Raw genomic sequence first — 17,145 nt, forward strand, 5'->3', positions numbered from 1 at the left:
ATGCGCTTCACAAGAAGCGTAGCAAGGAGGACGAGGAACTAACGATTTGCGAGGCGGCTTCCGCCCAAGGGAAGAAAACGGGGAGCCGTTGCTCCCCGTTTATCTACCTAGCCCAACACATCGTTCAGCGCCTCTTCCAGATCGTACCAGCGAAAGCTAAAGCCAGCGGCTTCCAGGCGTTTTGGCAGCGCGCGCTGGCCGCCGAGCACCAGTACCGAGGATTCCCCCATCAGCAGGCGAATGGCGGCGGCGGGAACGCGAAAAATCGCCGGGCGATTGAGCGCGTGGCCGAGAGCGTGGGCAAACTGTTCGTTACGCACGGGATAGGGCGAGACCATATTGAACGGGCCGCGCAGATCGTTATCCAGCAGCCACAGAATACCGTTCACCATATCATCGATATGGATCCACGCCAGATACTGGCGACCATCGCCGATAGGTCCGCCCAGGCCGAGCTTAAACGCGGGCGTCATTTTGGCCAGGATCCCGCCGCGCGGCGCTAAGACGACGCCGGTGCGCAACAGGCACACGCGCGTGCGATCGCTTTGCGCCTCACAGGCGATTTGCTCCCAGCGGGCGCAAAGTTTATGGGTAAATTCATTGTGCGGCGGCTCTTCCTCGGTCACCACGACTTCACCGAGGTCGCCGTAATAGCCGGTAGCGGAACCGCTAATCAGCGCTGACGGTGGGGTTTCGCTGGCTTTAAATAACGCGACCAGTTGCCGGGTGATGTCCCAGCGGCTGTGACACAGGCGCTCTTTTTGCTCCGCCGTCCAGCGCTTATCGGCGATCGGTTCACCGGCAAGGTTAATGACGGCGTCAAAGCCATCGAGGTTGTTTTGCCCCTCGAAACCGCGCCACAGCGTGACGCGGGGATCGAGACGGGCTTTCGCGCGTTCAGGGTTGCGGGTGGAAACCGTGAGCTGGTGCCCAAGTTCCAGCAGCCTGGGAATAAGATGCCGACCAATGAGCCCGGTACCGCCCGTGATCAGGATTTTCATACCGCCTCCCTAACAAACGTTTTAGCGCCGCCAGCTCATGGTCATCGATACTGAGTCGGCATAGCGCAGCGCGTGAAGTTTATCGATCTCTACTTCAGCATAAGTGACCCAGTGATGTTCGCATGCGATATTGAGCACATCCTGGGTTAATTTTTCCAGCAGCGAGAAGCGGTTATTCTCAATATGGCTGATGATGCGTTTAGTGATGGTGCGATAGTTCAGAGCATCGTTGATGTCTTCGCTGTCGCGAGCCTTATCGGCCGGATAGTGAATCACCACATTCACCAATACATCCTGTCGGTTGGCGATCTCTTCCTCTTTGATTCCAATAAAAGTACGCAGGCGCAGGTTCTTAATACGAATAATGGCGTCTGGCTGAGACATTGCAGGCTTCCTCCGTGTAGTAATTTCCGCAATCATACATGAAAGCACGCCCTGCGAGCAGGGGATTAATACTGTTGCGTTTTGAGTAGCGCTTGTTGCGTTGCCGGGCGCTGGCGGATGCGTTCAAACCAGTTATGCACCGCCGGGAACTGGCTAAGATCGATGCGTTGGCGCGAGTGGGCATTAATCCATGGCCAGCAGGCGATATCGGCGATACTGTAGTGCTCGCCGCCCAGCCATGGACTGGTTTCAAGACGCCGGTTCATTACGCCATAGAGGCGCTGGCTTTCGACCTGATAGCGTTCAATGGCGTAAGGGACAGCCTGAGGCGCGTGATGGTTAAAGTGGTGGTTTTGCCCAAGCATTGGCCCCAGACCGCCGACCTGCCAGAATAGCCATTGCAGGGTAGTATGCCGCTCGCGCAGCTCGCCGCTTAGTAATTTTCCCGATTTCTCCGCCAGATAGAGCAGGATCTCTCCGGACTCAAACAGGCTTAACGGCGCGCCGCCGTCGACCGGAACGTGGTCAACGATCGCCGGGATCTTATTATTTGGCGAGATAGCCAGAAACTGCGGGCGAAACTGTTCACCTTTGCCGATATCGACGCGTATCAGGCGATAGGCCAGCTGCGCCTCTTCCAGAAAAAGGATGATTTTGTGGCCGTTGGGGGTGGGTGCATAGTAAAGATCGATCATGAGGTCTCCCGCCATCGAAGGTCGCAAACGTTTCGAGTATAGGCGACCTGCGCCATCGCGGGGCAAAGATTATATTGCGAAATCCTCATGCGGCTGCCAGTGACATCTTATAGCAGACCAGCTATGTTGATTTATCTCCCCCTGGCTTCATTGAGGATGTCATGAATCAGCCTGTTATTACCCTGTGGTCCGATGCCGATTTTTTCTCCCCCTATGTGATGTCCGTGTATGTGGCGCTGCAGGAAAAAAGCCTGCCGTTCACCCTTAAAACCGTCAATCTCGACAGCGGCGAGCATCTGCAGCCGGGCTGGAAGGGCTACTCCGCGACACGGCGCGTGCCGCTGCTGGAAGTGGATAATTTTTCGCTAAGCGAATCCTCGGCCATTACCGAATACCTTGACGAACGCTTTGCGCCGCCGGAGTGGGAGCGCTTGTATCCGCACGACCTGCAAAAACGCGCGCGGGCGCGGCAGGTGCAGGCCTGGCTGCGAAGCGATCTGATGCCCATACGCGAAGAACGTTCTACCGACGTGGTGTTTGGCGGCGCGAAGAAGCCCGCGCTTAGCGCCGCGGGGCAAACCAGCGCGGCTAAACTCTTTGCGACCGCCGGCGCGCTTTTGGCGCATGGCGGGCAGAATCTGTTTGGCGAATGGTGTATTGCCGATGCCGATCTTGCGCTGATGCTAAACCGTCTGGTGCTGAACGGCGACGAGGTGCCGGAAGCGCTGGCGGACTACGCGACCTTCCAGTGGCAGCGGGCGTCTGTTCAGCGTTATGCCGCACTGTCGGCTAAACGTAGCGGCTGATAAGCGCAGGCAGTTCCGTTATCATAGACAGACCGTATTGTCTGGTAAGGGGTTGATATGAAACTGATGTTCGCATCCGATATTCACGGTTCGCTGCCTGCGACCGAACGCGTTCTGGAACGCTTCGCGCAGAGCGGGGCGCAGTGGCTGGTTATCCTCGGCGATGTGCTCAATCACGGGCCGCGCAACGCGCTGCCGGAAGGGTATGCGCCGGCGCAGGTCGCCGAGAGGCTGAACAGCGTCGCGCAGCGGATTATCGCCGTCCGCGGTAACTGTGATAGCGAAGTCGATCAAATGCTGCTGCATTTCCCCATTACCGCCCCCTGGCAGCAGGTGCTTAGCGAACGCTACCGCCTGTTTCTGACCCACGGTCATCTCTATAGTCCGGATAATTTGCCGCCGCTCGCCGCTGGCGATGTACTGGCTTATGGTCATACTCATATTCCGGTTGCCGAGAAACGCGGCGATATTTTCCTCTTCAATCCTGGTTCTGTGAGCATCCCGAAAGGCGGCTTTGCCGCCAGCTACGGCATGCTGGAAGATGATCGGCTGCAGGTTTTCGCACTCAAAGATAATCAGGTTATTGCAGAGGCCGCGATTTACCCGTAATTTACCCCTCAATCGTAAAGACGCGCCGCGAGAGCGCTTAAAAGTAAGGTTTCCTGATGGCGGAACAGAAGCATTTGGCAAGCACAGAATGGGTCGATATTGTTAATGAAAACAATGAGGTGATAGCACAGTCCAGCCGCGAGCAAATGCGCGCGCAGTGTCTGCGTCACCGCGCGACCTATATTGTGGTTCATGATGGGATGGGCAAAATTCTGGTGCAGCGCCGTACCGAGAGCAAAGATTTCATGCCGGGTATGCTGGATGCGACCGCCGGCGGCGTGGTGCAGGCGGATGAACAGCTGCTGGACTCGGCGCGCCGCGAAGCGGAAGAAGAGCTGGGGATTGCGGGCGTGCCTTTTGCCGATCATGGCCAATTCTATTACGAAGATAAACACTGCCGCGTCTGGGGCAGCCTGTTTAGCTGTGTTTCTCATGGCCCGTTCGCCCTGCAGGAAGAAGAGGTTAGCGAAGTATGCTGGCTGACGCCGGAAGAGATCACCGCGCGCTGCGATGAGTTCACCGCCGATTCGCTGAAAGCGCTGGCGCTGTGGATGACCCGTAACGCGGGCAATACCGGCCACGAACGCGACGAGCCGGAAGAAGACGAAGCGTAATTTCCTTTACGCGTTAGCGTCAAAAAAAAGGCAGCCATTTGGCTGCCTTTCTTGTCTCAGCGGAAGATTAGTTCTGCTGCTGAGAAGACTGAATCGCCGTCAGTGCGATGGTGTAGACGATATCGTCTACCAGCGCGCCGCGGGACAGGTCGTTTACCGGCTTACGCATACCCTGCAGCATCGGCCCGATGGAGATCAGGTCAGCGGAACGCTGTACGGCTTTGTAAGTGGTGTTACCGGTGTTCAGATCCGGGAAGATGAACACGGTTGCGCGGCCAGCTACCGGAGAGTTCGGCGCTTTGGACTTCGCTACGTCAGCCATCACTGCGGCATCATACTGCAGCGGACCGTCGATCATCAGGTCAGGACGTTTTTCCTGCGCCAGACGAGTCGCTTCGCGTACTTTTTCTACATCGCTACCTGCGCCGGAGGTGCCGGTGGAGTAGGAGAGCATCGCTACGCGCGGTTCGATACCGAAGGCAATCGCGGAATCAGCGGACTGAATTGCAATTTCCGCCAGCTGTTCTGCCGTCGGATCCGGGTTGATCGCGCAGTCGCCGTAAACGTAAACCTGTTCCGGCAGCAGCATGAAGAATACGGAAGAGACCAGCGAGCTGCCCGGCGCCGTTTTGATAAGCTGCAGCGGCGGACGGATGGTATTGGCGGTGGTGTGAACCGCGCCGGATACCAGGCCGTCGACTTCGTCTTGTTCCAGCATCAGGGTGCCAAGAACCACGTTATCTTCCAGCTGCTCGCGCGCAACCGCTTCGGTCATGCCTTTGTTCTTACGCAGTTCGACCAGACGCGCCACGTAGCTTTCGCGTACCACTTCCGGATCGACGATTTCAATGCCAGCGCCCAGCTCTACGCCCTGAGAGGCCGCAACGCGGTTGATCTCATCCGGGTTGCCCAGCAGCACGCAGGTGGCAATACCGCGCTCGGCACAGATGGCCGCCGCTTTAACGGTACGCGGTTCGTCGCCTTCCGGCAGAACGACGCGTTTGCCCGCTTTACGCGCCAGCTCGGTCAGCTGGTAGCGGAAGGCTGGCGGAGACAGACGACGGCTGCGCTCGGAGGTCGCGGTCAGCGATTCGATCCAGTCGGCGTTGATATAGTTGGCAACGTATTCCTGAACTTTCTCGATGCGCTCGTGATCGTCAACCGGTACTTCCAGGTTGAAGCTCTGCAGGCTCAGAGAGGTCTGCCAGGTGTTGGTGTTAACCATGAATACCGGCAGGCCGGTGGCGAAAGCACGTTCGCACAGTTTGCTGATGCGCGCGTCCATTTCATAGCCGCCGGTCAGCAGGATGGCGCCGATTTCTACGCCATTCATCGCCGCCAGGCAGGCAGCGACCAGTACGTCTGGACGGTCTGCGGAAGTCACCAGCAGAGACCCCGGACGGAAGTGCTCCAGCATGTGCGGAATGCTGCGCGCGCAGAAGGTTACGGACTTCACGCGGCGAGTATTGATGTCGCCTTCGTTGATCACGGTCGCATTCAGGTGATGCGCCATGTCGATAGCGCGCGTGGCGATCAGATCGAAGCTCCATGGCACCGCGCCCAGCACCGGCAGCGGGCTGCCGTTCTGCAGCTGCGCCGGGTCGATCTTCACGACTTTCGCTTTAGACGAGTCGTCGAAGATTTCGGACAGGTCAGGGCGGGTACGGCCTTGTTCATCAACCGGAGCATTCAGTTTGTTAACGATAACGCCAGTGATGCTGGTATTTTTCGCGCCGCCGAAGCTGTTGCGAGTCAGTTCAATACGCTCGTTCAGCTGTTCTGGGGTATCGGTGCCCTGAGACATCACGAAGACGATTTCCGCGTTAAGCGTTTTTGCGATTTCGTAGTTCAGAGACTGAGCGAACTGGTGTTTACGGGTCGGGACCAGGCCTTCAACCAGCACCACTTCAGCATCCTGAGTGTTGGCATGGTAGTTGGCGATGATCTCTTCCATCAGCACGTCTTTCTGGTTGCTGGACAGCAGCGACTCAACGTGGCTCATGTTCATCGGCTCAGCGGCAGTCGTCGTTGAAGAGCTGGCGCGAACGATGGTGGTAGTCTGGTCTGGAGTATCGCCACCGGAACGCGGCTGGGCGATAGGTTTAAAGACGCTCAGGCGAACGCCTTTGCGTTCCATAGCGCGGATAACACCGAGGCTGACGCTGGTCAGGCCTACGCTGGTTCCGGTAGGGATCAGCATGATAGTACGGGACACGATATATCCTCTTTCGTTACCGCCAGTTTTAGGCGGGATACAAAACAGCACCGCCAGCTTACCGTCATGCTTCAAGTGGCAACTCGAAGACGTCAGGGTTATCGCTGGCGGTGTGGAATTAAGCGGTCAGACGGTGTGCGTCTTGAGCGATAACCAGCTCTTCGTTGGTCGGGATAACCACGGCAGGGCGGGTACCTTCTTTGTTGATGAAGCCAGACTTACCGAAACGGGCAGCCAGGTTACGCTCGTGATCAACTTCGAAGCCCAGAACGCCCAGTTTACCCAGGGACAGTTCACGAACCATCGCGGCGTTTTCACCGATACCACCGGTGAAGATAACCGCGTCCAGACGACCGTCCATCAGCGCAGTGTAAGAACCGATATACTTCGCCAGGCGGTGACAGTAAACGTCCATTGCGCGCTTAGCGTCAGCTTTATCCGCGTAGTTGTCTTCAACGTAGCGGCAGTCGCTGGTGACTTCGGTCAGACCCAGCAGGCCGGACTCTTTGGTCAGCATTTTGTTGATAGCATCTACGCTCATACCCAGCGCGTCGTGCAGGTGGAAAATGATTGCCGGGTCGATATCGCCAGAGCGAGTACCCATCACCAGACCTTCCAGCGGGGTCAGACCCATGGAGGTATCAACGCATTTACCGTTACGGATAGCGGAAACGGAACCGCCGTTGCCGAGGTGGCAGGTGATGATGTTCAGTTCTTCAACCGGCTTGTTCAGAACCTTAGCGGCTTCCTGAGTCACATAGTAGTGGCTGGTGCCGTGCGCGCCGTAACGACGTACGCCGTGCTCTTTGTACAGGCTGTACGGCAGGGCGTACAGGTAGGACTCTTCCGGCATGGTCTGATGGAACGCGGTGTCGAACACGGCAACGTTCTTGTCTTTCAGATGCGGGAAGGATTTCAGCGCTTCAGCGATACCGATCAGATGCGCCGGGTTGTGCAGCGGTGCGAAGGAAGCGGAGTCTTTGATGCCCTGAATAACGGAATCGTCGATGACAACGGAACTGGTGTATTTTTCACCGCCGTGAACGATACGATGGCCAATTGCGGTCAGCTGTGCTGACAGTTCTGGTTTTTGTGCCAGAATAGTGTTAACGATAAAGTTCAGCGCTTCACTGTGAGCGGCGCCAGCGCCTAACTCAGCTTCGTGTTTGCCGCCGTCCATTTTCCATTTGATACGGGCTTCAGGAAGATGGAAACATTCGGCTAAACCGGAGAGATATTCGTCACCGTTAACGGCATCCAGGATAGCAAATTTCAGGGAAGAGCTACCGCAGTTCAGAACCAGTACTAACTTACTCGACATGGAAGTACCTTTTATGATACGTGGCTAAAAAAACATCAGTGTGTCACAAAGCGTAGCGCAGGATGACATCGACATTTATGATTAACATCATGCCTTGTTCTGTTTTCTGGCACGATGAGGGAAGTACATATGATTTTATGTCATTTTGCATAATTTTCCGCCAGCAGCAGAATATGCGATAATTTGACTAACCTGGTAAAAGGGTCTAACCGCCCTCTCAGGTGGGCACAGGATACCTGATTGCCGCACCCATTGCCAAAATCTTTTGAACGTTGTCATGCACAGTTGGTGTTTTGCACGAAAATTTTAAGTTTTATATGTAAAGTTGAGGTATAGCCATGTCGACCCCTGAGAATCGCCCCGTTAGCTTTTTTAGCTTGTTTCGTCGCGGGCAGCACTATGCGAAGACCTGGCCCCTCGATAAACGGCTGGCGCCGGTGTTTATCGAAAACCGCATTATTCGCGCCACCCGCTACGCGATTCGCATCATGCCGCCGGTTGCGGTCTTCACCTTATGCTGGCAGATAGCGCTCGGCGGGCAGCTCGGCCCGGCCGTCGCCACCGCGCTATTTGCCTTAAGCCTGCCGATGCAGGGGCTGTGGTGGTTGGGCAAGCGTTCCGTGACGCCATTACCGCCATCAATATTGAACTGGTTTTATGAAGTGCGCGGCAAATTACAAGAGGCCGGGCAGGCGTTAGCGCCGGTTGACGGCAAGCCGGATTACCAGGCGCTGGCTGACACGCTTAAGCGCGCCTTCAAACAACTGGATAAAACTTTCCTTGATGATTTGTAATTCCATACGGAAAACGCATATAAAAGAAGGCGCATGATTTATGCGCCTTCTTTATTTCACGCCGTAAGTGCTACAGGAGTCAAAAATGGAAATGACCAATGCGCAGCGTCTGATTTTGTCCAATCAGTACAAGATGATGACTATGCTCGACCCGGACAACGCCGAACGTTACCGCCGTCTACAGACCATCATCGAGCGTGGATATGGGCTGCAAATGCGCGAGCTGGACCGCGAATTTGGCCAACTGACGGAAGAAACCTGCCGGACCATTATCGATATCATGGAGATGTACCACGCGCTGCACGTCTCGTGGACCAACCTGAAGGATGCCTCCGCTATTGATGAACGCCGGGTCACCTTCCTTGGCTTTGATGTCGCCACAGAAGCCCGCTATCTCGGCTACGTGCGCTTTATGGTCAATGTAGAAGGGCGCTATAGCCACTTCGACGCAGGAACTCACGGCTTTAACTCGCAGACGCCGATGTGGGAAAAATACCAGCGTATGCTGGCCGCCTGGCACTCCTGCCCGCGCCAGTATCACTTGAGTAGCAACGAAATTAACCAAATTATTAATGCCTGATGGAGGTGCCCGTGCAGTGTAAAGGTTTCCTGTTCGATCTCGACGGGACGCTGGTGGATTCTTTGCCGGTAGTCGAGCGTTCATGGTGTAAATGGGGCGATCGTTTCGGCATTCCACACGATGAGATTCTCGGTTTCATTCACGGTAAACAGGCCATCACTTCGATTCGTCATTTTATGCCGGGGCGCAGCGAAGAGGATATTCAGGCCGAGTTCCGCTTTCTTGAGCAGATTGAAGCCACTGATATCGAAGGCATTGTCGCACTGCCGGGCGCGTTAAGCTTGCTGAATACGCTTAATGAAGCGGGGATCCCGTGGGCTATCGTGACTTCGGGCTCCATTCCGGTCGCTCACGCCCGCCACCGCGCGGCAGGTCTGCCGATGCCGAAAGTGTTTGTCACCGCCGAGCAGGTGAAGAAGGGGAAACCGGCGCCGGATGCCTATCTGCTCGGCGCTGAATTGCTGGGGATACCGGCGCAACAGTGCGCGGTGGTTGAAGATGCGCCGGCGGGGCTGCTTTCCGGGCTGGCTGCCGGATGCCGCACCATCGCCGTCAACGTTCCGGCGGATGCGCCGCGTCTTGATGAAGCCGATCTGGTGCTGACAACCCTCGAGAGCTTGCGCATTGAGCGGCAGGCGGACGGCAATGTTCAGGTGAATCTTAAAGCATAATCTCATGATTTAGCCCCGCGTCGCCGGGGCTTTTTTATGCCACAATTCCGGCTCCCTCTTCAGACAAGGATAAGTTGTGAACGGTGAATTGATTTGGGTGTTATCGCTACTGGCCATCGCGGTTGTCTTGTTTGCAACCGGCAAGGTGCGCATGGATGCCATCGCGCTGATGATCATTGTTGCGTTTGTGCTTAGCGGTACGTTAACCCTCAGCGAGGCCTTCTCCGGCTTTAGCGATCCGAACGTTATTCTCATTGCTGCGCTATTTATCATTGGCGATGGCCTGGTGCGCACCGGCGTGGCGACTAAAATGGGCTCCTGGCTGGTCAAGGTTGCCGGCAATAGCGAAACCAAAATGCTGGTCTATCTGATGCTCACCGTTGCCGGGCTGGGCGCGTTTATGAGCTCAACCGGCGTCGTGGCGATATTTATTCCGGTGGTGCTCAGCGTCTCGTTGCGCATGAATACCTCGCCATCGCGGCTGATGATGCCGCTAAGCTTCGCCGGGCTGATTAGCGGCATGATGACCCTGGTGGCGACGCCGCCGAACCTGGTGGTCAACAGTGAACTGCTGCGCGAGGGGTTGCATGGATTCAGTTTCTTCAGCGTGACTCCGATTGGTCTGGTGGTGCTGGTGTTAGGTATCGTCTATATGCTGGTGATGCGTTTTATGCTGAAGGGCGAAGATGACAGCGCCGCTCGCGATGGCCGCAAGAAAAGCACCTTTCGCGATTTAATCAAAGAGTACCACCTCACCGGTAGGGCGCGCCGACTGGCGATTCGTCCGGGCTCGCCGATGATCGGTCAGCGGCTTGATGATTTAAAGCTGCGTGAACGCTACTGCGCCAACGTTATCGGCGTTGAGCGCTGGCGGCGTTTTCGCCGGGTGATTGTCAACGTTAACGGGGTATCGGAGTTTCGCGCCCGCGACGTGTTGCTTATCGATATGTCGGCTTCCGATGTCGATCTGCGGCAGTTTTGCGGCGAACAGATGCTTGAGCCGATGGTGCTGCGTGGCGAATACTTTTCCGACCAGGCGCTGGACGTCGGCATGGCGGAAGTCTCATTAATCCCTGATTCAGAGCTTATTGGTAAAACGGTGCGCGAGATGGCCTTCCGTACCCGTTTCGGTCTGAATATCGTCGGCCTGAAGCGCGATGGCACAGCGCTCGACGGCGCGGTAGTCGATGAACCGCTGCAATTAGGCGACATTATGCTGGTGGTCGGCAACTGGCGTCAGATAGCCATGCTGGCAAAACGCGGCCGTGATTTTGTGGTGCTGAATATGCCGGTTGAGGTCAACGATGCGTCACCCGCGCACAGCCAGGCGCCGCACGCCATATTCTGCCTGGTGTTGATGGTAGCGCTGATGCTTACCGATGAAATTCCCAACCCCATTGCCGCAATCATCGCCTGCCTGTTGATGGGCAAGTTTCGCTGCATCAATGCGGAGAGCGCCTACAAGGCGATTCACTGGCCGAGTATCATTTTGATCGTGGGGATGATGCCGTTTGCCCTGGCATTGCAGAAAACCGGCGGCGTGGATTTGGTGGTGCAGGGGTTAATGGACGTCGCCGGGAGCAAAGGCCCCTACTTGATGCTGGGTTGTCTGTTTGTGATGTGCGCGGCGATTGGTCTGTTTATCTCTAACACCGCGACGGCGGTGCTGATGGCGCCGATTGCTCTGGCGGCGGCGAAATCGATGGGGGTATCGCCGTATCCCTTCGCCATGGTGGTGGCGATGGCGGCTTCGGCGGCCTTCATGACCCCGGTCTCTTCACCGGTTAACACGCTGGTGCTCGGACCCGGTAAATATTCGTTCAGTGATTTTGTCAAAATCGGTGTGCCCTTCACCGTACTGGTGATGGTGGTCTGCGTGCTGCTGATCCCGGTACTCTTTCCGTTTTAATTCATTCAGGCCGGGCAGGGGATGCCCGGCCCGTATATTAAAGCGGTGAATCCTGGCTGATTTCATCAAGCGACAGCTGGAAGCTCGGGACAAACACCTGCATAAAGTAATCCATCTCCGGGCTGCGGCGCGACTCCAGCGTTTTTTCCAGCCGACCTTTAGCCAGCAGGAATTCGTTATTGCCGGCGGAAAGCTCTTCAAGACATTTCAGATAGGCGCACAGGGCGTCGGCCTGCTTCACAATCGACTGCTCTTCTTCACTGTAATGGTGCTCATCAATCAGGGGCTCAAAGATATCGCGCAGCTCATCGGGAACCATATCGACCAGTTTTTGCTGAGCGATTTTCTCAATCGCCTTATATTCCTGGGCAATCTGCGAATTGAAGTATTTCACCGGCGTGGGCAGATCGCCGGTGAGTACCTCGGAGGCATCGTGATACATCGCCAGCAGGGCAATACGTTCGGCGTTGACCTGGCCGCCAAACTTGCGGTTCTTAATCGCCGCCAGCGCGTGGGCGACCATCGCCACCTGCAAACTGTGCTCGGAGACGTTCTCGGTACGCACGTTGCGCATCAATGGCCAGCGGTTAATTAGTTTCAGGCGGGAGAGGTGGGCAAAGAAATGACTCTGACTCATAGGAACCCTTAAGCGGTGACAACATCAGGTTCCATTGTGCGCAGGGATCGCCGCCGGATGCAAATACCGGCGGCGGCGCGATTAAAGCTGATGATAGCCGGAGAGGAAACGGCCAAAGCGGGAAATTGCCATTTCCAGGTCATCTTCACGCGGCAGGGTGACGATACGCACGTGATCCGGCCACGGCCAGTTAAAGGCGGTACCCTGAACCAGCAGCACTTTCTCCTGCAGCAGGAAATCGAGCACCATTTTCTGGTCATCGTGGATATTAAAGCGTTTAGCATCGATTTTCGGGAACATATACAGCGCGCCTTTCGGCTTGACGCAGGAGACGCCCGGGATCTCGTTGATTAACTCCCAGGCGCGGTTGCGCTGCTCATACAAACGCCCGCCCGGAATGATAAATTCGCTAATGCTCTGGTAGCCGCCCAGCGCGGTTTGGATAGCGTGTTGCGCCGGAACATTCGCGCACAGACGCATTGAGGCCAGCATTTCCAGCCCTTCGATATAGCCTTTGGCGTGCTTTTTCGGCCCGTTCAGCACCATCCAGCCCTGGCGGAAACCGGCGACGCGATAGGTCTTCGACAGTCCGTTGAAGGTGACGGTCAGCATATCCGGCGCCAGCGCGGCGATAGAGTGGTGTTCGGCGTCGTCATACAGGATCTTGTCGTAGATTTCGTCGGCGAAAATAATCAGGTTGTGCTGACGGGCGATCTCGACTATCTCCTGCAGCAGCTCTTTGGAATAAACGGCGCCCGTTGGGTTATTCGGGTTAATGATGACGATCCCGCGGGTGCGTGGCGTAATTTTGGCGCGGATATCGTCGAGGTCCGGGAACCAGTCTGAAGATTCGTCGCACAGATAGTGCACAGCTTTGCCGCTGGAAAGCGAGACAGCCGCGGTCCACAGCGGGTAGTCCGGGGCCGGAACCAGCATTTCGTCGCCGCTGTTGAGCAGCGCCTGCATGGCCTGGACGATCAGCTCTGAAACGCCGTTACCGATATAGATATCTTCCACGGTAACATCGCGCATTCCGCGCGCCTGGTAGTGCTGCATAATTGCTTTACGGGCGGAATAGAGACCTTTTGAGTCGCTGTAGCCCTGGGCGGTCGGCAGATTGCGGATAACGTCGACGAGGATTTCGTCAGGCGCATCAAAGCCGAACGGCGCCGGGTTGCCGATATTCAGCTTGAGTACCTTGTTGCCTTCTTCTTCAAGGCGTTTTGCTTCTTTTAGAACCGGACCGCGGATGTCGTAACAGACATTCTCTAACTTGCTGGATTTTTCGATAGGGGACATGAACCTTTGACCTTTTAGCTGTTATCGCCACTCCCTGCCGTGGAAGTCAGCACGGAACAATGTACTCCGCATCCCCGCTGTTTTGAAGGGTTAACAGGAGAAGATTTTGCGAATAGTATTTTTTTAGAGTAATGAATTTATCTGTGTAATGGCGTTATTCTTTATATAATGTGCCTGGTATGGGTTTTTGAATGGTTTTATGTTGCGCGTATTAGGTGATTACATGGATGTTTATCCGGTTTGTTGCTGAAGGAAAAAGCGGCTTGCCTGAATTTTAACCGCTAAAAGACACTATGCTAATAAGAAAGAGGGCGACGACAACTGTAGCAACTATGTTAATTTTTTTTAATAAAACATGCCAATTAATGAATCAGGTATATTTGATTGCATGGATTATTTCGGCTTTTGTTAATTTAATTATAGTGCTGCAAAAATGTTTAAAATTACCTTAGATAATACTGATTAGCGCTTATAAATATTGTGGTTTTCGGTTAGGATATGACGGTTAATATCGACGTATAAACCTCTGTTTAACGGCGTGATTTTATTAATATATTGTTATTGCAGACTTTTTTGTTTGTGTTCCAGCAAGCGTTGTTATCTGTGTCGGGCTTCCGGTCGTAACGACATTTGTTATTGCAGACTTTGTTTGAGATTCATCACATAACGTAAGTCTCAGTAATTAAAAATGCGTAGAGCTACGAACAAAATATTACTCAAATTTTTCGCACATTTGTCGCGAACGAGTGCTTTCACATGCAATGACGTTCTTCCAGTTGTCATCCGCGGCAATTGTCCGCTCGGCACGAGGCTCATGGAATAGCCGGAAACCTGGATACAGCATCAACAAGGCAGGCCAGCATTAGCGCCTGTAAGTGAAGAAATATGATAAATGCAAATCGTCCGATACTAAATCTCGATCTCGATCTGCTGCGGACCTTCGTCGCCGTCGCCGATCTGAGTACCTTTGCGGCGGCCGCTGCCGCGGTATGTCGTACCCAGTCCGCCGTCAGCCAGCAGATGCAGCGACTGGAGCAACTGGTTGGCAAAGAGCTTTTCGCTCGTCATGGGCGTAATAAATTACTGACTGAGCAGGGGATCCAACTGCTCAGCTACGCGCGCAAAATACTGCGTTTTAATGATGAAGCCTGCATGTCGCTGATGTTTGGCAGTTTGCAGGGGACGTTGACTATCGGCGCCTCCGATGAAACGGCGGATACCATCCTGCCTTATCTGCTCAATCGAATCGGCAGCTTCTATCCCAAACTGACGCTGGAAATTAAGGTCCTGAATTACGCCGATATCGTTGCGAAGTTGGGTAGCGGCGAGATTGACCTGGCGTTAACCACTCATCAAACCGGCGAATTTGATGTCCTGACGCTGCGTACCTCGCCGACGCTGTGGTATTGCGCCGCGGATTACGTACTGGCGCACGGTGAATCTGTTCCGCTGGTGCTGCTCGAAGAGTCCGGGCCGTTTCGCGAAGATATCATCTCGGCGCTGAATGCCGCGCAGGTCCCCTGGCATCTGGCGCATGCCGCCAGTTCTCTGGCCGGGGTGAAGGCGGCGGTGAAAGCGGGGCTTGGCGTCACCGCGCGTCCGGTAGAAATGATGAGTCCGGAACTGCGCGTGCCGGGTAAAAGCGATGGTTTGCCAGGCTTACCGGATACCCACTATGTGCTGAGCTGCAATCCACAGCGGGAAAACGAGCTGGCGCAGGCGATTTTTCAGTCCCTGAGCCAGGACCATAATCCGTGGAACACGGAAACGCTGTATACCCCGGAAGGGGGAGACGGATCTCTGGTTTCATAAAGCGAAATTATCATATATCGATCACAATAATCCGGTAACAAAATGTAAGTGTAAAAAAGAGCCGCCGATCGACAAAATGAGGTCAGTGGCTCTTTTTTTTTATATTTTACAAGGATTTTAAGCAGTTTAATAATTTATTGATATATGAATCAATGAGTTGGATTGAAAGCGACCATTGTTTCCCTGTTTTTAGCTGCAGTTTCAATACTTCCTGCTAATGTTAAAAAACCGGACGGATTGTTGCCGTTTTCCAGATGTAATTAACAAAAGCGTGTCACAGATCAAGAAAATACCCCTACTTGGGGGGAGGAATCGCGGCCAAATCCTGTCAAAATAGATTGGCGAAACTGATTTACGTCTAAAACGGACACGATTCAACAACACTAAATCCGAATGATATGCAAGGTTATTACGCAACAAAGGGCATTTAATGTTAATGAAAAGATTCCAATGTAAATTAATGTAGTTAAAACTTTTGTTAAAGTTGACAAAAGGTTAAAGAAAGGGGTAAAAAGCCACGGCATTTGGGCTTCCTCATCAACCAGGGACGCTTTTTTGCAAGGTCATTTTTTTATTCCTCCCGTGAAACGCTGTGGCGTTCATCTGCCATCAAGAGCAGAGGGTTTTGGCGCTACACTTTTTTGGTTAAGCAATGCGTATGTCAACATCCACTGAAGTCATCGCTCATCATTGGGCATTCGCTATATTTCTCATCATCGCTATCGGTCTGTGCTGCCTGATGCTCGTCGGCGGCTGGTACCTTGGCGGTCGCGCGCGCGCGCGTAGCAAAAACACGCCGTTTGAATCGGGGATCGACTCCGTTGGTTCGGCCCGCTTACGTCTTTCTGCGAAGTTTTATCTGGTCGCCATGTTCTTCGTTATCTTCGACGTGGAAGCCCTGTATCTCTACGCATGGTCAACATCCATTCGCGAAAGCGGCTGGGTTGGCTTTGTGGAAGCCGCAATTTTCATTTTAGTGCTACTGGCTGGTCTGGTTTACCTCGTTCGCATCGGCGCACTGGACTGGACGCCTGCGCGTTCCCGTCGCACGCTGGTTAACCCGGAAACAGACAGTCCCACTAACCGTCATATGCAGTAAAAGCGAGGCAATAAGATGGATTATACGCTCACCCGCATAGATCCTAACGGTGAGAACGACCGTTACCCCCTGCAAAAACAGGAGATCGTAACTGACCCCCTGGAGCAAGAAGTCAATAAAAGCGTGTATATGGGGAAACTCGAACACGCGCTGCATGACATGGTGAACTGGGGCCGTAAGAACTCGATTTGGCCGTACAACTTCGGCCTGTCTTGCTGCTATGTAGAAATGGTGACGTCATTCACTGCGGTGCATGACGTTGCGCGTTTTGGCGCGGAAGTACTGCGTGCCTCTCCGCGTCAGGCCGACCTGATGGTGGTCGCTGGTACCTGCTTCACCAAAATGGCCCCGGTTATTCAGCGCCTGTACGATCAGATGCTGGAGCCGAAGTGGGTTATCTCTATGGGCGCATGCGCTAACTCCGGCGGGATGTACGATATCTACTCCGTCGTCCAGGGCGTGGACAAGTTTATTCCGGTTGATGTTTACATCCCGGGCTGTCCGCCGCGTCCGGAAGCTTATATGCAGGCGCTGATGCTGCTGCAGGAATCCATTGGTAAAGAGCGCCGCCCTCTCTCTTGGGTGGTTGGCGATCAGGGCGTCTATCGCGCCAACATGCAATCCGAGCGCGAGCGTAAACGCGGCGAACGAATTGCGGTGACCAATCTGCGGACTCCGGACGAGATTTAACTTGCGCCT

At 54.5% G+C, this 17,145-nt stretch carries 17 protein-coding genes; 10 read left to right on the forward strand and 7 right to left on the reverse strand.

Translation table 11 applies throughout. The features are described from left to right. Window positions 1-107: 107 nt before the first annotated feature. The 3 genes from ABLV17_RS00340 to yfcG all read right to left on the reverse strand — a co-directional run bounded on the left by ABLV17_RS00340 (window position 108) and on the right by yfcG (window position 2,080). The gene (locus ABLV17_RS00340; RefSeq protein ID WP_308958768.1) at window positions 108-1,001 is read right to left on the reverse strand and encodes a TIGR01777 family oxidoreductase; all 894 of its coding nucleotides are present in this window, start codon (window positions 999-1,001) and stop codon (window positions 108-110) included. A 21-nt stretch (window positions 1,002-1,022) separates the two neighbouring features. Then, entirely contained in the window at window positions 1,023-1,385 is a 363-nt protein-coding gene (gene folX / locus ABLV17_RS00345; RefSeq protein ID WP_015365570.1) for a dihydroneopterin triphosphate 2'-epimerase, read from the reverse strand. 65 nt (window positions 1,386-1,450) lie between these two features. Further along, window positions 1,451-2,080 (reverse strand): GSH-dependent disulfide bond oxidoreductase, encoded by a 630-nt coding sequence (gene yfcG / locus ABLV17_RS00350; RefSeq protein WP_316424285.1) that lies wholly within the window; start codon window positions 2,078-2,080, stop codon window positions 1,451-1,453. Between the two features lie 161 nt (window positions 2,081-2,241). Here yfcG and yfcF point away from each other — a divergent pair, with 161 nt between their 5' ends. From yfcF to yfcD, 3 genes are read left to right on the forward strand one after another with little or no spacing between them, the layout of a single operon-like run. Continuing rightward, entirely contained in the window at window positions 2,242-2,886 is a 645-nt protein-coding gene (yfcF, locus tag ABLV17_RS00355) for a glutathione transferase (RefSeq protein ID WP_015365572.1), read from the forward strand. A gap of 57 nt (window positions 2,887-2,943) precedes the next feature. Then, the gene (gene yfcE / locus ABLV17_RS00360) at window positions 2,944-3,495 is read left to right on the forward strand and encodes a phosphodiesterase (RefSeq protein WP_047043293.1); all 552 of its coding nucleotides are present in this window, start codon (window positions 2,944-2,946) and stop codon (window positions 3,493-3,495) included. Window positions 3,496-3,551: 56 nt separating this feature from the next. After that, entirely contained in the window at window positions 3,552-4,109 is a 558-nt protein-coding gene (yfcD, locus tag ABLV17_RS00365; protein WP_087860105.1) for an NUDIX hydrolase YfcD, read from the forward strand. Window positions 4,110-4,176: 67 nt separating this feature from the next. On the opposite strand, the gene pta is transcribed toward yfcD, so the two are convergent. Both pta and ackA read right to left on the reverse strand, forming a co-directional pair. Then, window positions 4,177-6,324, reverse strand: coding sequence for a phosphate acetyltransferase (gene pta, locus ABLV17_RS00370; RefSeq protein WP_015706164.1), 2,148 nt, complete (start codon window positions 6,322-6,324; stop codon window positions 4,177-4,179). A gap of 118 nt (window positions 6,325-6,442) precedes the next feature. Then, on the reverse strand, window positions 6,443-7,645 hold the full coding sequence (ackA, locus tag ABLV17_RS00375) for an acetate kinase (RefSeq protein WP_045391478.1): 1,203 nt from the start codon (window positions 7,643-7,645) through the stop codon (window positions 6,443-6,445). A gap of 338 nt (window positions 7,646-7,983) precedes the next feature. Between ackA and yfbV the strand changes: the two genes are divergently transcribed. The 4 genes from yfbV (at window position 7,984) to ABLV17_RS00395 (ending at window position 11,599) form a co-directional block, all read left to right on the forward strand. Then, window positions 7,984-8,439, forward strand: coding sequence for a terminus macrodomain insulation protein YfbV (yfbV, locus tag ABLV17_RS00380; RefSeq protein WP_015365578.1), 456 nt, complete (start codon window positions 7,984-7,986; stop codon window positions 8,437-8,439). A gap of 85 nt (window positions 8,440-8,524) precedes the next feature. Continuing rightward, the gene (locus ABLV17_RS00385) at window positions 8,525-9,019 is read left to right on the forward strand and encodes a YfbU family protein (protein ID WP_045391472.1); all 495 of its coding nucleotides are present in this window, start codon (window positions 8,525-8,527) and stop codon (window positions 9,017-9,019) included. Window positions 9,020-9,030: 11 nt separating this feature from the next. Beyond that, window positions 9,031-9,690, forward strand: a complete 660-nt coding sequence (locus ABLV17_RS00390) for a sugar phosphatase (protein ID WP_087860199.1) — start codon at window positions 9,031-9,033, stop codon at window positions 9,688-9,690. A gap of 76 nt (window positions 9,691-9,766) precedes the next feature. Next, window positions 9,767-11,599 (forward strand): SLC13 family permease, encoded by a 1,833-nt coding sequence (locus tag ABLV17_RS00395; protein WP_087860106.1) that lies wholly within the window; start codon window positions 9,767-9,769, stop codon window positions 11,597-11,599. A 37-nt stretch (window positions 11,600-11,636) separates the two neighbouring features. On the opposite strand, the gene yfbR is transcribed toward ABLV17_RS00395, so the two are convergent. After that, on the reverse strand, window positions 11,637-12,236 hold the full coding sequence (gene yfbR / locus ABLV17_RS00400; RefSeq protein WP_032712094.1) for a 5'-deoxynucleotidase: 600 nt from the start codon (window positions 12,234-12,236) through the stop codon (window positions 11,637-11,639). Between the two features lie 81 nt (window positions 12,237-12,317). Continuing rightward, window positions 12,318-13,535: an alanine transaminase AlaA gene (gene alaA / locus ABLV17_RS00405; protein ID WP_015365583.1), complete on the reverse strand. Its 1,218-nt coding sequence runs from the start codon at window positions 13,533-13,535 to the stop codon at window positions 12,318-12,320. A gap of 885 nt (window positions 13,536-14,420) precedes the next feature. Here alaA and ABLV17_RS00410 point away from each other — a divergent pair. From ABLV17_RS00410 to nuoB, 3 genes are all read left to right on the forward strand, one after another. After that, window positions 14,421-15,347 carry a LysR family transcriptional regulator gene (locus ABLV17_RS00410; RefSeq protein ID WP_213794342.1) on the forward strand — a complete coding sequence of 309 codons (927 nt, stop codon included), beginning with the start codon at window positions 14,421-14,423 and terminating at the stop codon, window positions 15,345-15,347. A gap of 652 nt (window positions 15,348-15,999) precedes the next feature. Then, window positions 16,000-16,446 carry an NADH-quinone oxidoreductase subunit NuoA gene (gene nuoA / locus ABLV17_RS00415; protein ID WP_002913181.1) on the forward strand — a complete coding sequence of 149 codons (447 nt, stop codon included), beginning with the start codon at window positions 16,000-16,002 and terminating at the stop codon, window positions 16,444-16,446. A gap of 15 nt (window positions 16,447-16,461) precedes the next feature. Next, the gene (gene nuoB / locus ABLV17_RS00420) at window positions 16,462-17,136 is read left to right on the forward strand and encodes an NADH-quinone oxidoreductase subunit NuoB (RefSeq protein ID WP_002913178.1); all 675 of its coding nucleotides are present in this window, start codon (window positions 16,462-16,464) and stop codon (window positions 17,134-17,136) included. Window positions 17,137-17,145 lie beyond the last annotated feature (9 nt).

The organism is Klebsiella sp. CN_Kp091 (assembly GCF_040065095.1).
Classification (GTDB): Bacteria; Pseudomonadota; Gammaproteobacteria; order Enterobacterales; family Enterobacteriaceae; genus Klebsiella; species Klebsiella aerogenes.

What these genes read in the sequence shown, in the direction of transcription:
- ABLV17_RS00385 (WP_045391472.1), top strand. Translation starts at nt 8,525, where the DNA reads ATGGAAATGACCAATGCGCAGCGTCTGATTTTGTCCAATCAGTACAAG.
- alaA (WP_015365583.1), bottom strand. Translation starts at nt 13,535, where the DNA reads ATGTCCCCTATCGAAAAATCCAGCAAGTTAGAGAATGTCTGTTACGAC.
- nuoB (WP_002913178.1), top strand. Translation starts at nt 16,462, where the DNA reads ATGGATTATACGCTCACCCGCATAGATCCTAACGGTGAGAACGACCGT.
- folX (WP_015365570.1), bottom strand. Translation starts at nt 1,385, where the DNA reads ATGTCTCAGCCAGACGCCATTATTCGTATTAAGAACCTGCGCCTGCGT.
- yfcE (WP_047043293.1), top strand. Translation starts at nt 2,944, where the DNA reads ATGAAACTGATGTTCGCATCCGATATTCACGGTTCGCTGCCTGCGACC.
- ABLV17_RS00410 (WP_213794342.1), top strand. Translation starts at nt 14,421, where the DNA reads ATGATAAATGCAAATCGTCCGATACTAAATCTCGATCTCGATCTGCTG.
- yfbR (WP_032712094.1), bottom strand. Translation starts at nt 12,236, where the DNA reads ATGAGTCAGAGTCATTTCTTTGCCCACCTCTCCCGCCTGAAACTAATT.
- nuoA (WP_002913181.1), top strand. Translation starts at nt 16,000, where the DNA reads ATGCGTATGTCAACATCCACTGAAGTCATCGCTCATCATTGGGCATTC.
- ackA (WP_045391478.1), bottom strand. Translation starts at nt 7,645, where the DNA reads ATGTCGAGTAAGTTAGTACTGGTTCTGAACTGCGGTAGCTCTTCCCTG.
- ABLV17_RS00340 (WP_308958768.1), bottom strand. Translation starts at nt 1,001, where the DNA reads ATGAAAATCCTGATCACGGGCGGTACCGGGCTCATTGGTCGGCATCTT.
- yfbV (WP_015365578.1), top strand. Translation starts at nt 7,984, where the DNA reads ATGTCGACCCCTGAGAATCGCCCCGTTAGCTTTTTTAGCTTGTTTCGT.
- yfcG (WP_316424285.1), bottom strand. Translation starts at nt 2,080, where the DNA reads ATGATCGATCTTTACTATGCACCCACCCCCAACGGCCACAAAATCATC.
- yfcD (WP_087860105.1), top strand. Translation starts at nt 3,552, where the DNA reads ATGGCGGAACAGAAGCATTTGGCAAGCACAGAATGGGTCGATATTGTT.
- yfcF (WP_015365572.1), top strand. Translation starts at nt 2,242, where the DNA reads ATGAATCAGCCTGTTATTACCCTGTGGTCCGATGCCGATTTTTTCTCC.